This is a genomic window from Primorskyibacter flagellatus (assembly GCF_900176485.1).
Classification (GTDB): Bacteria; Pseudomonadota; Alphaproteobacteria; order Rhodobacterales; family Rhodobacteraceae; genus Primorskyibacter; species Primorskyibacter flagellatus.
In genome coordinates, this window is sequence record NZ_FWYD01000030.1 from 1 (window position 1) to 15,214 (window position 15,214).

Annotated in this window: 16 protein-coding genes; 5 read left to right on the top strand and 11 right to left on the bottom strand. The window is 61.1% G+C overall.

All coding sequences use genetic code 11. From position 1 onward, the window contains the following. Positions 1–55: 55 nt before the first annotated feature. A complete protein-coding gene (locus tag B8991_RS19385; protein WP_235866709.1) occupies positions 56–808 on the bottom strand; it encodes an enolase-like domain-containing protein in 753 nt (250 codons plus the stop codon). A gap of 13 nt (positions 809–821) precedes the next feature. Continuing rightward, positions 822–1,961: a Gfo/Idh/MocA family protein gene (locus B8991_RS19390; protein ID WP_084354941.1), complete on the bottom strand. Its 1,140-nt coding sequence runs from the start codon at positions 1,959–1,961 to the stop codon at positions 822–824. A 177-nt stretch (positions 1,962–2,138) separates the two neighbouring features. Here B8991_RS19390 and B8991_RS19395 point away from each other — a divergent pair, with 177 nt between their 5' ends. Next, positions 2,139–2,882, top strand: a complete 744-nt coding sequence (locus B8991_RS19395; protein WP_084354942.1) for a 5-deoxy-glucuronate isomerase — start codon at positions 2,139–2,141, stop codon at positions 2,880–2,882. After that, positions 2,879–3,634, top strand: coding sequence for an SDR family oxidoreductase (locus tag B8991_RS19400; RefSeq protein WP_084354943.1), 756 nt, complete (start codon positions 2,879–2,881; stop codon positions 3,632–3,634). The genes B8991_RS19395 and B8991_RS19400 overlap by 4 nt, the downstream gene beginning before the upstream one ends. 559 nt (positions 3,635–4,193) lie before the next feature. Here B8991_RS19400 and B8991_RS19405 read toward each other — a convergent pair. Both B8991_RS19405 and wrbA read right to left on the bottom strand, forming a co-directional pair. Beyond that, the gene (locus tag B8991_RS19405; RefSeq protein ID WP_143514675.1) at positions 4,194–5,126 is read right to left on the bottom strand and encodes a pirin family protein; all 933 of its coding nucleotides are present in this window, start codon (positions 5,124–5,126) and stop codon (positions 4,194–4,196) included. A 109-nt stretch (positions 5,127–5,235) separates the two neighbouring features. Further along, complete coding sequence (wrbA, locus tag B8991_RS19410; RefSeq protein WP_084354944.1) at positions 5,236–5,826, bottom strand: NAD(P)H:quinone oxidoreductase; 591 nt, start codon at positions 5,824–5,826, stop codon at positions 5,236–5,238. A 527-nt stretch (positions 5,827–6,353) separates the two neighbouring features. On the opposite strand from wrbA, the gene B8991_RS19415 reads away from it, so the two are divergent. Beyond that, entirely contained in the window at positions 6,354–7,808 is a 1,455-nt protein-coding gene (locus B8991_RS19415) for a catalase (protein WP_084354968.1), read from the top strand. Positions 7,809–7,910: 102 nt separating this feature from the next. Here the strand turns inward: B8991_RS19415 and B8991_RS19420 are convergent, their stop codons facing one another. From B8991_RS19420 to B8991_RS19450, 7 genes are all read right to left on the bottom strand, one after another. Continuing rightward, positions 7,911–9,008, bottom strand: a complete 1,098-nt coding sequence (locus B8991_RS19420; RefSeq protein ID WP_084354945.1) for an FUSC family protein — start codon at positions 9,006–9,008, stop codon at positions 7,911–7,913. 46 nt (positions 9,009–9,054) lie between these two features. Next, positions 9,055–9,774, bottom strand: a complete 720-nt coding sequence (gene ureG, locus B8991_RS19425; RefSeq protein ID WP_084354946.1) for an urease accessory protein UreG — start codon at positions 9,772–9,774, stop codon at positions 9,055–9,057. Between the two features lie 13 nt (positions 9,775–9,787). After that, positions 9,788–10,618 carry an urease accessory protein UreD gene (locus B8991_RS19430; RefSeq protein WP_084354947.1) on the bottom strand — a complete coding sequence of 277 codons (831 nt, stop codon included), beginning with the start codon at positions 10,616–10,618 and terminating at the stop codon, positions 9,788–9,790. After that, positions 10,596–11,267, bottom strand: a complete 672-nt coding sequence (locus B8991_RS19435) for an urease accessory protein UreF (protein ID WP_084354969.1) — start codon at positions 11,265–11,267, stop codon at positions 10,596–10,598. The genes B8991_RS19430 and B8991_RS19435 overlap by 23 nt, the downstream gene beginning before the upstream one ends. Positions 11,268–11,283: 16 nt before the next feature. Next, a complete protein-coding gene (locus B8991_RS19440) occupies positions 11,284–12,993 on the bottom strand; it encodes an urease subunit alpha (RefSeq protein WP_084354948.1) in 1,710 nt (569 codons plus the stop codon). Beyond that, on the bottom strand, positions 12,980–13,300 hold the full coding sequence (locus tag B8991_RS21770; RefSeq protein ID WP_218673268.1) for an urease subunit beta: 321 nt from the start codon (positions 13,298–13,300) through the stop codon (positions 12,980–12,982). Before B8991_RS21770 ends, B8991_RS19440 begins: the two co-directional genes overlap by 14 nt. Positions 13,301–13,533: 233 nt before the next feature. Beyond that, positions 13,534–13,836: an urease subunit gamma gene (locus B8991_RS19450; protein WP_084354950.1), complete on the bottom strand. Its 303-nt coding sequence runs from the start codon at positions 13,834–13,836 to the stop codon at positions 13,534–13,536. Positions 13,837–14,021: 185 nt separating this feature from the next. Between B8991_RS19450 and B8991_RS19455 the strand changes: the two genes are divergently transcribed. After that, positions 14,022–14,222, top strand: coding sequence for a hypothetical protein (locus B8991_RS19455; protein ID WP_084354951.1), 201 nt, complete (start codon positions 14,022–14,024; stop codon positions 14,220–14,222). A 556-nt stretch (positions 14,223–14,778) separates the two neighbouring features. Further along, positions 14,779–15,012 (top strand): DUF1127 domain-containing protein, encoded by a 234-nt coding sequence (locus B8991_RS21775; RefSeq protein ID WP_084354952.1) that lies wholly within the window; start codon positions 14,779–14,781, stop codon positions 15,010–15,012. The last annotated feature ends 202 nt before the right edge of the window (positions 15,013–15,214 follow it).

The following is a 15,214-nucleotide window of genomic DNA, read 5'->3' on the forward strand; positions in this document are numbered from 1 at the left end:
ACATCAAAAACAAGCAGCATAATCAATCAAACAACCGAACCAGAGCCTCCAATGTTCAAGCCGCTCTGATGTCCCATTTTATATGACGACAGACAAACAGCCCGACAGGTTCGACCGCCTTTGCAAACTCCGCCGCTTCGCGAGGGGTCAGGCGATGATGCACGTCGTGCAGGATATGTAGTTCGGGGCCGAACCGGGCGCGGATTTCGGCCAGCGCACCGGGCATATAACGCATGTAGCGCCCGGTGTCCCAGACCTCGACCTTTGGGCGTATGCCACTGAAATCGCTTATGTAGTGCTTTCCTTCGCCCTTGCTCTCGGGGACGGCGTAACTGGCTGAGGGCATACCGGGAATGCCGCATTGCACCCGCACGGCCTTGTAGCCCTGTTCGACATAATGGGCGATGCTGTCCATCAAATCGTCGAGGTCAGAGCCGGTCGCATGGGCATAGACCATCGCGCCGTCGCGGCTTTTGCCTCCGAACAATTGGTAGAGCGGCATGTTCGCCAGCTTGCCCTTGATATCCCACAGTGCCATGTCGATCGCCCCGAACGCGGCCATGGCAATCGGTCCGCGGCGAAAATAGGCACCGCGATAGAGGAACTGCCAGATGTCTTCGCTGCGGCGCGGATCCATGCCGATCAGGTTCGGGATCAGGTAGTCACGGAGATAGGCGGCGGGCAGGGTTTCGCGGTTGTTCAGCGTCGCATCGCCCAGACCGAAAACGCCCTGATCGGTCACGATTTTCAGGGTGACATAGTTCTTTGCAGGGCCACCCACGAATACCTTGGCATCTGTGATTTTCATCGTTTTACGCTCCTCATGCCAACCGGGACACATCTGTCCAGTTGCCGTTGCTGCGGATGATCTCAATGATCTGCTGGTACTGGCTGCCTTGCTTGAAGGTCGGATAGGGCTCGACTGTTTCGCCGCTGATATCACGGACGAATTCGCGGGCCAGGTAATGCCAGCACTGCTCGGTGTCGCCTTTTACGTCCGGCACCGTATCGGCGATTTCGGCAGGCAAGGGCAGATCTTTCCAGGTCTTGTCCGCACCATACAAAGACAACTGGCCACTGCCGTAGTGGCCCTTGATAAAGATCGCGCCTTTGGTACCGTAGAACACTATGTGATCGTCATGAAAGCGCGGCACCAGCCCGCCGTGTTTGAACAGCACCGATACAGGCTTCTGCGCAAACGGGCTCTCAAGCTGCGCCATAACGGTATAAGACCATTCCACGTTGCTTTCGCCCCACTCCAGAGACGGATCAGTCAGGTCCTCGGGAATGAAATTCCGTCGCGTGGCAAAGTTGTGCACACCGTCGACAATCGGCGCGCGGCCCAGATCGTCGCGGACCTCGCCCATGACATTCAGAATTTTCTCGCCCACCACTGCCATGGCAATCGACAATGTGTGGGTGAAATTGTTGTTCAGCCGACCGCCCCCGTCTTCCTTGCGGTGTGACCAGCCGAAGGGGATGTCGCGTTCCAGATTGAAGTGGGAGATGCACTCGATCTCGACCGGTTCACCGATCGCGCCATCAGCGACCAGTTGCTTGGCGTGCAGGACACTCGGGGTGTAGCGGAAACTGGCCGCATAGGCGGTCTTGACGCCCATTTCCTTCGCAAGATCGTATAGTCCGACCGCTGTTTCAGCGCTTTCCGTCATCGGCTTGTCGCAGAACACATGACAGCCGAATTCGATGGCCTGCTTGATCGGCTCGTAATGTGCGCCACCCGGCGTGGCGATCGAGACGATGTCCGGCTGGCAGGCCCTCAACGCCTCTTGCCAGTCGGTGCCTACATTGGGAATGTTCATTTTCTTGGCCACGTCGCTTACGACATGGGCTGTCCGTCCGACAATGCCGACAATTTCAGAACCAGCGCTCCGAAAAGCTTCGGCGTGGCCTTGTCCGGCAAATCCGGTCCCGTGGATCAGTACTTTTGGCTTTCGATTCATGGCATGCTCCAATATAGTGGACTACTAGTATACTACTGATTGTTCCCGTCGTTGGCAAACCGGAATATCGATGCAGGCCCCGAACCGCGTCGGTTGCTGTCCAAGCACGTCGTATGATTTTGAAGCTGCCTCCAACGCCGAACCCGATCAAAGACCAACCCGCCGAGGAGTATCGCCATGCGCATCGAGACACGTCATGCCATCCACTATGAACAGGCCAAAGCGCTGGGTCATGACGACCTGCGACGCCATTTCGTGATCGAAGACCTGTTCGTCCTGGGGGAAATCAGGGCCACGCTGCCTCACTATGACCGCAACATGTTGATCGGTATCTCACCGGCCGACGCGCCGATTGGCTTTGGACCGGACCTTGCGGAACTGGTCGGAACGGATAGTTGCCTCGAACGTCGGGAACTTGGCCTGATCAATATTGGCGGCCCGGCCACAATCAATTCGGATAACGAGATCTATCGCGTTAGCCGCTTTGACGTGCTGTACCTTGGCATGGCCGCGCAGGATGAGGCGATCCTGAAAGAGTTGGGAAGTCGGGAAACCTCGAATGAGCGCAAGCTCTACCAGTATCTGGTGCCTGATATCGTACCGACGTGCCAATTGCTGATGGGGTTGACCCGACTTGAACCCGGCAACCTGTGGAACACTATGCCGGCCCACCTCCATGACCGCAGGATGGAGACCTACCTTTATTTCGACATGGACGAGGGCGCGTTTGTCAATCATCTTATGGGCCGTCCGCGTGCGACCCAGAACCTGATAATGCGCAACCCACAAGCGGTGCTGTCGCCGGCCCAGTCGATCCATTGCGGCGCGGGCACCGCATGCTATACATTCATTTGGTCGATGGCTGGAGACAATCAGTCTTTTGCTGACATGGACATGGTCCCGATGGAGGATATGCGATGACCGGCATCGCGCGGATGTTCGACCTGACTGGCAAACGGGCGCTGGTGACTGGTGCCCGCACCGGCCTAGGACGCCTGGCCGCCGAAACGCTCGCCGAAGCGGGGGCGGACATAATCGGTCTCGGCTCGGAGCCGATGCCAGAGACGGCGGAGGCAGTTGTCGTTCTGGGCCGGCATTTCGAACAGCATCAGGTCGATCTGACTGATCCTGCCGCAGTCAGGGCGTTTTGCGACACCGTCGATGAGGTCGACATCCTGATCAACAATGCAGGCCAGATTCGCCGCCAGGACTTGCTCGAATTCTCGCAAGAGGACTGGGACGCCGTGGTGCAGATAAACCTCACCGCCGCGTTTTCACTTAGCCAGGCGGTCGCCCGGCGCATGGTGAACGCTTCCATTGCGGGCCGGATCGTCAATATCGCCTCGCTGCTGTCCTTTCAGGGCGGTATCCGCGTGGTGTCCTATACCTCCGCAAAACATGGCATCCTCGGGCTGACGCGCGCGATGGCAAACGAACTGGCGGGCAGCGGCATCACTGTAAACGCGATTGCGCCGGGATACATCGCCACAGACAATACCGAAGCCTTGCGGAACGATCCCGATCGCGCTTCTGCCATTCTTGAACGGATTCCTGCAGGTCGTTGGGGCCGCCCCGAGGATTTGGCACCGGCGATGCTATTTCTTTGTGCACCGGCCAGCGGCTATGTCACCGGGTCCTGTGTCACCGTGGATGGTGGCTGGATGACGAGATGAGCGACAACCGCACGGATGGCAGGGAGCCGCCGGACCGTGCGGCCATTGCGCCTACCGCGAAAAAGCGAGGCGCAAAATTTCAAAGTGACCCGCTACACTCTTATCAAAGACGGTTATGAGAGCTTGTCCAGAGTTTGCATCCTGGCACGCAATATGGGTGGTTTTTGAACGATTGGGGTGACCTTCACCGCGTTGCGGGCCAAACCGCGTCCCGATGATCAACGTCTCCAAGCGCGCTTGGCATGTCGCTCAGGACCGGCTGGGCAAACAGCTAGCGACGCGTTTAGGGATTAATATGCCTGAAATACCAATGCGTGATGGCGACACCGGGGTTTGGAGGTGTGTCGCCGGTTCGTCCTTGCCTAAACACCGCTCAGGAACCGCCGCATGTCAAGGGGATACACTCCCCGGTAGTTAACATAACGTCTATTATCGGAATATTTTTGTCGCTGGGAGCGCATTTCACGTATCGCTCGGGATCCGGCGCGCCGGGAATGACAGTGCCGTGATGCAGGCCGGGGATCGTTTGCGCTATGTTGCGCCCTTTCCTGTCTCAGGTTCAGGGGTAGCGGACCCCACCGGAAGCGCGGCGCGGTTTGCCGATGCTCTCAGGGAGCGGGATGAAGTCGGCCTCGTCCCCCGGCACTGTGTCGAACCGGCCCCTGGCCCATTCCTGTTTCGCCGCTTCGATACGTTCGGGTCGGGACGACACGAAATTCCACCAGATATAGCGCGGCCCGCCCATCGGCGCGCCGCCAAACAGCATGAACCGTGCGGCCTTGCTGGCCCTGACCGTGATCGCATCGCCGGGGCGCAGCACCAGAAGCTGGCCCTTGCCGAACCGGTCGCCCGCGATCTCAATCTCGCCGGAAATCGTGTAAAGCGCACGTTCCTCATAGGTGGCATCGATCGGCACGCTTGTACCCGCCTGCAATTCAACATCGCCATAGAGGGTTTCGGACGCCGTTTTAAGACTACTTTTCTGCCCGAAAGCCTCCCCCGCGATGATGCGTGCCTTGATCCCGTCGCTGTCGAGCATCGGCAATGTGTCCGCCCCGTAATGGATGAAATCGGGCGCGGTTTCCTCGTCGGCCTCGGGCAAGGCCACCCATGTCTGCAGACCAAACAGCCGCTGGCCGGTGTTCCGGCGCTCCTGCGATGTACGCTCGGAATGAACGATGCCGCGCCCCGCCTTCATCCAGTTCACCGCACCGGCGCGGATGGTCTGTTCGGTTCCCAGTGAATCGCGATGCAGTATCTCGCCCTCGAACAGATAGGTCAGCGTGGCAAGGTTGATATGCGGATGCGGACGTACGTCGATCCCCTGATCGGTCAGAAATTCCGCCGGTCCCATCTGGTCGAAGAAGATGAAGGGCCCGACCATCTGACGCTTGGTCGACGGCAGCGCGCGACGCACCTCCATCTCGCCCAGGTCGACAGCGCGCGGCACGATCAGGGTTTCGATGGCATCTACACCTTCGGCGTCCCCCAAGACAGGATCGGGGCATGGGGACTAGCTCATTTCAAAGCTCCATCGAGGTGAAGTTCCATCATGTGTTCATCCTTTCAGAAAATGCGGGCTTGATTGCGGCAGGCAAACCTCAGGCCAGCTTGCCCGCAATCTCGACCAGACGCCGCGCTTGATGGCCGATGGCGGTTTTGGCCTCGTCCGAGAAATCCTCGCCAGCATTGTGGCTGTAGCCATAGGGGTTGCCGCCGGTCTTGTAGATCACCTCGTCGGTATAGCCGGGTGCTACGACGATCCCGCCCCAGTGCATGACCGTGGCATAGAAGGACATCAGCGTCGTTTCCTGCCCGCCATGGGTGTTCTGCGCGGATGTCATCGCCGAAACCGGCTTGTTCGCCAAACCGCCCTTGCTCCAGATGCCGCCCAGCGTGTCGATGAAGGCGCGCATCTGGCTGGCCATGACGCCGAACCGGGTGGGGGCGGAGATAAGATAGGCATTCGCCCATTCCATGTCCTCGACGGATGCCTGAGGGATATCTGCTGTCTTTTCGGCCTGTGCTTTCCACGCGTCCTGACCCGCTACAACGCTTTCGGGTGCAGTTTCCGGCGCTTTCAGCACGCGCACTTCCGCACCTGCGTCCTTTGCCGCTTCGGCCGCGATGGAGGCCATCTGATGATTGGTGCCGTAGGTGGAATAGTAGATTATGGCAAGTTTGACAGACATTATCATTCTCCTCTTGGGTCAAGATGGGGACGTGCTAGGTCCGGGGGTTAAACGCCAGCGCGCTCCTTTGTGTTCCGCAGAGCGTATGCTCAGCCTTCAAACTAGCTGGGTACCCATTCTGTGCCTCCAGTGTATTCGCGTTTGCCTACGTCCGATATGGAGTGTCTATTTGTTGCGGTGCAGGGCGATAATATTGCCGTCATTATTGCATGTAATGCCAAATACCTCATGGGTTCACGGCCGACGCCAGCCGCGCGTGAAGTAAGGGCGACGGATCCAGACCGCCGGCGTTGCCAACGCAAACTGCCCTCAGCCAAAAACCGAGTGGCCCATCCAGTCGCCGAACGGAATGCCGATGTGAGTGCTCATCATGCCCGCCGCCGGTCATGGTTGCCTCTCGCGCTGACGATCCCGCTGTTGGCTGTTGCTCCTTATTGCCGCTGAAACAGGAGCGCCCACAAAAGAAGTCTGATTCCTGCTAGGCTTGTCGGAGATTCGGTGTACCGTAAGCGTGAGGAGATATGACCATGACCGACGACGCCAAAAAACCCACCACGACCGATGCGGGCATTCCAGTCGCTAGTGACGAGCATTCGCTCACCATCGGTGCCGATGGCCCGATCGTTTTGCACGACCACTACCTGATCGAGCAGATGGCGCAGTTCAACCGCGAGCGCATCCCCGAACGCCAGCCACATGCCAAGGGGGCAGGCGCGTTCGGCCATTTCGAAGTGACGCAGGATGTCAGCAAATATACCAAGGCCGCCTTGTTTCAGCCTGGCACGAAGACCGATACGTTGATCCGGTTTTCGACCGTTGCCGGCGAACAGGGCAGCCCCGACACTTGGCGAGATCCGCGCGGCTTTTCGCTGAAATTCTACACCAGTGAGGGCAATTACGACATGGTCGGCAACAACACGCCGATCTTTTTTCTGCGCGATCCGATGAAATTCCAACACTTCATCCGTTCGCAGAAACGCCGCGCCGACTCGGGTCTGCGCGACCACGACATGCAGTGGGATTTCTGGACGCTCTCGCAGGAATCGGCGCATCAGGTCACCTGGCTGATGGGTGACCGCGGCATTCCCAAGACCTGGCGGCACATGGATGGTTTTTCCAGCCATACCTACATGTGGGTCAATGCGGATGGCGAGAAGTTCTGGGTGAAATACCACTTCAAGACCGATCAGGGCAACGATTTCCTGACCCAGGAAGAGGCCGACCGCCTGGCCGGCACCGACGGCGATTACCATCGCCGCGACCTGTTCAACTCGATCCGCGACGGGAATTATCCCAGCTGGACCCTGAAGATGCAGATCATGCCCTTCGAAGATGCGCGGACTTATCGCTTCAACCCGTTCGACCTGACCAAGGTCTGGCCCCATGCCGATTATCCGTTGATCGAGGTGGGTAGGCTGACGTTGGACCGCAACCCGACCGATTTCCACACAGAAATCGAGCAGGCGGCGTTCGAACCTAGCAACCTGGTGCGCGGCATCGGCCTGAGCCCTGACAAGATGCTGCTGGGGCGCGGCTTTTCCTATTCGGATGCGCACCGCGCGCGGTTGGGCGCGAATTACAAGCAGATCCCGGTCAACCGACCCAAATCACCCGTCCACAGCTATAGCAAGGATGGCGCGATGCGGGTCGAGAACGTCTCGGATCCGGTCTATGCGCCCAATTCCTACGGCGGACCGGCCGCCGATCCCTCGCTCACCGACGATGCCGGACTGTGGTATGCCGATGGCGACATGGTTCGCCAAGCCTATACCCTGCGCGAGGATGACGACGACTGGGGGCAGGCCGGCACCCTGGTGCGCGATGTGCTGGATGATGCCGCCCGCGACCGGCTGGTCAGCAATGTCGTCGGCCACCTCAAGGACGGTGTATCCGAAAAGGTGCTGAAACGCGCGTTCGAGTATTGGCGTAACGTCGACGAGACGCTGGGCGAAAGGATCGAAAAGGGGGTCGGCGAAGGCTGAGCGCGGCGCTACTACCCTACGGGAAGTAATAAAGCCCCGCAGGCGATGTCCCGTAGGGCTTGTCGCGAAATTCGGCAAGTCGTTCGGCCCAATGCGCCTGCATCAGCCGCGTGCCGACCGCCAGCCTTTCATCGCCGCGACAAGACCGGGCCTTGGCTTCGGCACCTCTTGTGCGATCTCGATCATGTCGCCGATATCCCGCCGGAACTGATCTAGCGTGAACCCGATCCCGAACATGCGCCGAAGGGTGGCGGGCGGCAGCGTCGCCGCCTCGCCGCTTTTTCGTATATCCTCCAAGGTGCCGAGATAGGCGCGCACGGCGGGGGTGAGTGTGTCGAAATCCTCGGGAACTTTCCCGCCGGCAAGAAGGCGTTCAATACCGCGCAAGGTTTTGGCGGCGCTACCCGCGGCCTCGCACCAAGGTGTGGCAATGCTGGCTGGCAGCGCGTCACTGCTGATATCGCGGCCTGCCCGCCGTAGCATGTCCGTATCGTGGCGCAGTCTCCGCAGAGCCCGCAGCAGGCGCGGTGTGCCGGAATAGCGTGTGGATCTTCCTCGTCGCTCGTGCTCGGCTTCCTCCACCAGTTCATCAAGCCGCACGAGGTTTTCGCGCACCTGCGCCGCAAGAGCGCCGTGTTCACCACGAAGCGATGGCTCGTTCCTTGATAGGATCTGCATCTGCCGGGCCAGCAAGGCCGTGACCCGACCGGCGGTTTCAACAGCGGCGGACAAGGCGCGCGCGGGAAACACCGTCAGGGACACCACCACACCGGCACCACAGCCGAGCGCGACACCCAGCACCCGGTCAAGGGCGAGCGTCAGCGTATGAAGTTCGAATCCCGGCCCTTCCAGCAGGATGATGACGGCGCTGATCGGTGCGACCCGAAAACCGGGCGAACGGGCACCAAGCAGGGCCAGCGGCGTCAGGGCGATGACCAGCGCGATGGCCGTCGATGCAGGATCCTGCGGCAGAATCAGCGCGGCGGCGCCCGCTCCGCAGATCGCGCTGGCAATCGCCGCGAAGAACTGCTCGACCGCGACGCGATACGACCCGCCGACATTGCTTTGGGTGACGAAAATGGCGGTTATGACCGCCGAGAAATCCACCTGAAGACCAAGCGAGAACACCAGTAGGTATGCACCTGAACCAGACACGACCATGCGCAGTGCATGTTTTATCTGCCAGCCCAGACTGTCCATCGGCACCTTTCAGATTGCAGTCACTTCGTCCGTCTGATCCCGGCCATTATTCGTGGCTATGGGTATGACCGTCGTCATGCGCATGATGATGCGGTGCCATCGGACCAGGATCGACGGGAATGTGGCCGCCGCCGGCATAGGTCTTGTGCATCTCGCGTACCCAGTCGCATAGTTTTTCCACCGTATCGGGATGTTTCCGCGACAGCGCAAGGACCGGCCCACCGTCACGGGCCTTTTCGGCGTCGGTGACCATCTGCTCGACATCCACATCCACATACGGCCCAAGATCGATCTTGTTGATGACCAGGAGGTCGGCACCGCTGATCCCCGGTCCGCCCTTGCGTGCGACATCGCCGCCGCCGGCCACGTCCAGCACGAAGAGTTGCGCATCCACCAGCGCGGGCGAGAATGTCGCGGTCAGGTTGTCGCCGCCGCTTTCCACGAGAACGATGTCGAGCGGCGCGAAATCGCGTTCCATGTCCTCGACCGCCATCAGGTTCATCGTCACATCATCGCGGATCGCGGTATGCGGGCAAGAGCCCGTCTCGACGGCGCGAATACGCTCTTCGGGCAGCACGCCTTCGGATTTCAGGAACCGCGCGTCCTCGTCGGTATAGATGTCGTTGGTGATGACCCCGAGCGCAAACTCGTCGCGCAGGTGTCGGCAGATCGTGGCGATCACCGAGCTTTTGCCGGTGCCCACGGGACCGGCAACGCCAAGGCGTAGCGCACGGGCTTGCGGGGCTGTTGTGGTCTCGTCATGCATGGGTTGGTCTCCTTCAGATGGCCCAGGGGGGCCCGAGTTCGTTGATGCCGCGCGTCAGAAGATGGCGCAGGGAAAGGCTGTGGGGTGCGACCGCGCCGATGGCGACGCCCGGCCCGGCCAGCGGTGTCAGGGCGGCGTTCGTGTCATAGGGCAATGCCGCGGGCACCGCGTCGGACCAGTCGGGATCGACCGCGATCACCGAGCCGACCGCGCGGTTCTTCCCCAACACGGCGGCCCCGCCCCAACCATCGCTCCCGGGCCCGAAATTAATCTGCTGGTCATAAAGGGCAGCGCCGCCACGCGTGACGCGCAGCCGACTTGCGAAATCGCCGGCGGCTTCGCCATGACGGCCCAAAAGCATCTCCTCGCGCAGGATCATACGGGCATCGGGCGCAAGGGCGATCCGCACATCGTGGCGGTGGTTGCAGCGATGCGCCGCGATGATCGGCTCGGCCAGCCAGATGAAGGTTGCGCCCGCCTCCACGGTCACGCTGATCGCCATATGCGACCCCGCGCCACCAAGCCCTGGCAGCACCAGCATGGCCGAGACCTCTTGCAGTACCAGCGTGCTGCCTGCCCCAACCAGCACGTCGAGCGCATAATCGTCCCCTCCCAGCGGTCCTGCTGTTCCTGCCGCGAGCGCGACGCGGGCAACGTCGGGCCGCCGATGGGCCAGCGGTTCGGGTCCCTTGGGATTGCTCTTGCGAAGGACCAAAGGCCCGTCGGATCGCAGCGTGCCGATACGGCTGCTGCCCTTCGGGCCAAGCTCGCTGGACAGCACCGCGCGCGCGGACATGGCACCGATGGGGCCGTGGGTCGGGTTATGACGCGAAGAGTCGTACATCCCGCCTCCTGTGATGCTCGGCGGCGATGTCGGACAAGGGTGCGCCGGGCGACGGCAGATCGGCGGGAGCGCCCTCCGCAGCCACCGCGGCCCGCCCCGCCAGCGCATCCAGCCGTGTCGTCATCCGGGCAAGGATGGCATGCACATCGAACGGATCGACCCGCATCAGCTTGGCCGCCGCTGCCGCCGCGCCGGAATTGTTTTCATGCAGGATCGCGAGCGCGGCATCGCGCGGGCCAAGACCCAGAACCGCCGCCGCGACTCCCATCACGATGGGCTGATGCGGCGCAGTGCCCAGAGCAGCAAAAAACGGATGCGGATGGATACTGCTCATGGCGCGGCGCAATTGTCGCCCCAGATCGCGCGAGACCTTGCGCAATTCGGGCGATGGCGTACGCGCGTCAAGCTCCACCGCCAGTGTTTCCAGATCGCTAAGATCATCGGCGGCCGCCCGCGCGCAAGCCGTCGCCGCAAAAGCGGCCGCAATCAACCCGGTGGTTTCCGCGCGGCCAATCAGGAATTTCTCAAGCCCCGCCATATCGGCGACGAACCCCGCCGTGACAGCGGGTTCCAGCCCGCCGGAATGGGCATAGCCGCCTGCTGGCAGACGACCATCCGCCAGCAGCAACAGGGCTGCTTGCCTTTCCATGCCGGCGGTTTCCATCTCAGAACAGGAAGTATCGCTGTGCCATCGGCACTTCATCGGCCGGTTCGTGATCGGCGATCTCGCCGTCGATTTTCACCGAATAGGTGTCGGGATCGACCTCGATCTTCGGCAGGGCGGTGTTTTCCGGCATGTCCTCCTTGCCACGTCCGCGCGTGCTCTCGATGGCAACGAATTTGCGGTTGGTGTTGATCCGGTCCGCCAACCCGTCGTCGATCGCCGCCTGCGAAACGAAGGCGAGGCTGGTGGCACCCGACGCGGGCGAATGGACGTTGAAGCCGGTCCGCTCCATCACCGGCTGCGGTGTCGGGATCGAAGCATTTGGATCGCCCAGTGCCGCCGTGGCCACCATGCCGCCGGTGAATACGGTGTGGGGTCGCACCCCAAACAGCGCCGGTTGCCACATCACGATATCGGCATTTTTGCCCACTTCGATGGAGCCGATTTCGCGCTCCATCCCGTGCGCCACGGCGGGGCAAATGGTGTATTTCGCCACGTAGCGGCGCGCCCGATGGTTGTCGGCGCGGTCGTCGCCGGGAGCCGAGCCGCGCAGCTTCTTCATCTGGTGCGCGGTCTGCCATGTGCGCATGACCGTTTCACCGATCCGGCCCATCGCCTGCGCGTCCGACGACATGATGGAAATCGCGCCCATGTCCTGAAGAATATCCTCGGCGGCAATCGTGCCCGCCCGCACCCGGCTTTCGGCAAAGGCCAGGTCGTTTGGCACCTGCGGGTTCAGGTGATGGGCGACCATCACCATGTCCAGATGCTCCGCCACGGTGTTTTTCGTGAAGGGCCGTGTCGGGTTGGTCGAAGCGGGCAGCACGTTCCGCTCGCCCGCGATTGAGATGATGTCGGGCGCGTGCCCGCCGCCCGCGCCCTCGGTATGGAAGGCATGGAAGGTGCGGCCAGCGACCGCCTTCAGCAAATCCTCGACAAAGCCTGCCTCGTTCAGCGTGTCCGAGTGGATGGCGACCTGTACGCCGGATTCCTCGGCCACCGACAGGCAGGCGTCGATGGCGGCGGGGGTTGCACCCCAATCCTCATGCACCTTGAAGCCGCCGACACCGCCGCGCAGTTGTTCCCACATCGCTTCCTTGGACATGGTGTTGCCGCGTCCCAGGAACAGAACGTTGACGGGCCATGGATCGAAGCCTTCCAGCATCCGCTCCATCCACCAGGAACCGGGCGTGGCCAGCGTCGCCTTGGACCCCTCGGTCGGACCGGTGCCGCCACCGGTGACGGTCGTGACGCCCGCGGCCAGCGCAACTTGGAGCATCTGCGGCCCTACGAAATGCACATGTGTGTCCACCGCGCCTGCGGTGGCGATCAACCCGTTGCCTGCCATGATCTCCGTCGAGGGGCCGATGACCAGCGCGGGGTCGATCCCGTCCATCGTGTCGGGGTTGCCTGACTTGCCGATCCCCACGATCCGCCCGTCGCGGATGCCGATATCGGCCTTGATGATCCCCCAGTGATCCAGAATGACTGCCCCGGTAATGACCAGATCGGGCGTGCCTTCAGCGCGGGTATGCGAGGATTGCCCCATGGATTCGCGGATCGACTTGCCGCCGCCGAAAACGGATTCGTCGCCCCCGCCGGAGCGGTCCTCTTCGATCTCGATGGTCAGGCAGGTGTCAGCCAGCCGGATCCGGTCGCCCTTGGTCGGCCCGTAAGAGGCCACATATTCGCGGCGATCAATCCTTTGCATTGTCGAGATCTCCTTTGCACAGGCCACGCAGGCCAAGCACGATGCGCTTGCCCTGTATGGGTACCAGGTTCACTTCGGCCACGGCACCGGGTTCAAATCTCTCGGCACCGCCAGACAGCACCGCAAGGCGTTTGCCCCAGGCGGCGGCGCGGTCGAATTCCAGTGCCGCGTTCACTTCGGCAAAATGGAAATGCGAACCGATCTGGATAGGACGGTCAGAGGTATTGGCGACACGGATGGTCGTTACCTCGAGCCCCTCGTTGATCACGACATCGCCCTCCCCGTAAAGGATCTCGCCGGGCACCAGCGGATCGCGTACCTCATCCAGCACATCCTCGGACTGCCGACGCGGTGCCTGACGCGTGCCGCCACCAGGGCGGCGCGGTGTGCTGGGCGCGCTGACACCCGAGGATTTCGTCTGCTCGGGCGCGTCGGAACTGGTCTGGTCGTATTCGCGCCCCGGATCGTCGGACACATGTTTCGCCCGGGCGGCATCCTTGTTGTCAGACACAAGCTGGGCGAAGGGATTGAGTTTGAGTGTCATCGGATCGGCTCCATCACTGTGACAAGCTTGGTGCCGTCGGGGAATGTCGCCTCGACCTGGATCTGCGCAATCATTTCCGGCACGCCTTCCATCACATCCTCGCGGCTCAGGACGTTGCGCCCTGACTCCATGAGGTCCGTGACCGTGTTTCCGTCGCGTGCCCCTTCCAGAAGATAGGAGGTCAGCAGCGCGGTCGCCTCGGGCAGGTTCAGCTTCAGACCCCGCTCCTTGCGCTCCAGCGCAAGCTTGCCGGCCGTGTAGACCATAAGCCGTTCCTGCTCATGCATGCTCAGTAACATCGACGCCCTCCCGGTTTTTCATCCGCAGCCTCGTCATGTTGGCCGAAGACCTGCCTGAAGTCACTCGGAAATAATGCTCGGACAATTCCAACAGCTTCGCAAACCGGCCGCCCAGTAACAGACCTCTTGTTGCCTTTACTTATCTTAAGTTAACCTTCGCTCAAATCACTCGAAGGAGAATTGCCGTGCCGTATTTCGGAAAATATGAAACACCGGACGCGCTGTTGCGCGACGATACGGTGAGCCGCGAAGAAAAGATCACGATGCTCGAACAATGGCGGGACGACAAGAAAAGCTACATGCGCGCCACCGATGAGGGTATGGAAGGTGAGGATCGGGCGGAAATGCTCAAGCAGATCAAGAGGGCGCTTGCCGAACTTCAGTAAGCGCCCACCGGGCGGGGATCACCTGTCAATTCGTCACCGCGTAGCGCAGGCGCAAATAGCGCGCTGGCGGATCCGCCGCGCCGACCAGCAGGAACAACGACGCAATAGTGGTCGTGAGCAGGATAATATCCATAAGGTTGCAATATCCCAGTTGCCCGGAGCGCAAGCATCAATCGACACGGAAGCGTTTCGGTCCGGCGTCATGGACGCTGATGGGCCGCGACCAAGCAGTGCCTGGCCCTGATCCGAGAAGTGGCAGAAAAGGCACAGCCGGCCCGAGCAGGCTTGAAAATGCGCTGGACGCACACCAGATGTAGCGCATGACGAAGTTCAGCTTCCATATGAGGTTCCCGCCGAAAGCGGGAAGGCTACTGAACCGCCGGTAACCCCGGGCGGGCCAGCCATTGTGCTGTCTGCGCCTCGGGGTTTCTTGATCTCTCTTCGACCACATGAACAGGACGATGGCTTCCGAAAGCGGGGGTTGGACCTTTGCGTTCCACATCCAATTCGCGGCTGCCGTCGTCGCGGCAACAGTAGTTTTGAATTGGAGGATGACATGTCCGCATATATCACCCGTGAAATGGTCCGGCAGGCAGCGCATGAATGGCCATACGAAAATGCCACCGGCGTTCTGGGCCGGCTGGTCCGCACAATGAAAAGATCGTGGAAACGTCGTGAAACGGCGAACCAACTCCACACCCTGTCCGATCGGGAATTGCGGGATATCGGCATCTATCGCGGGGATATCCCGCGCGTCGTGCGTCAGCTCGACGATGGTGCTCCGATCTGAACTTCACCCCTTGCGTGCCACACACGGAGCGCAATGGCCGGCCTGACCGGAGACCCACCAGCCGCCCCACACAGACCCGCATGAGGTGATCGAGCCTCGATGCAGCCCCGGCCAAGGCCGGGGCTTTTGCATGACCAACGTACACATCCTAGATTCGCGCTATACAGGTTGCAGGTCCCGACTCTCTTGATGGGACAAGAAA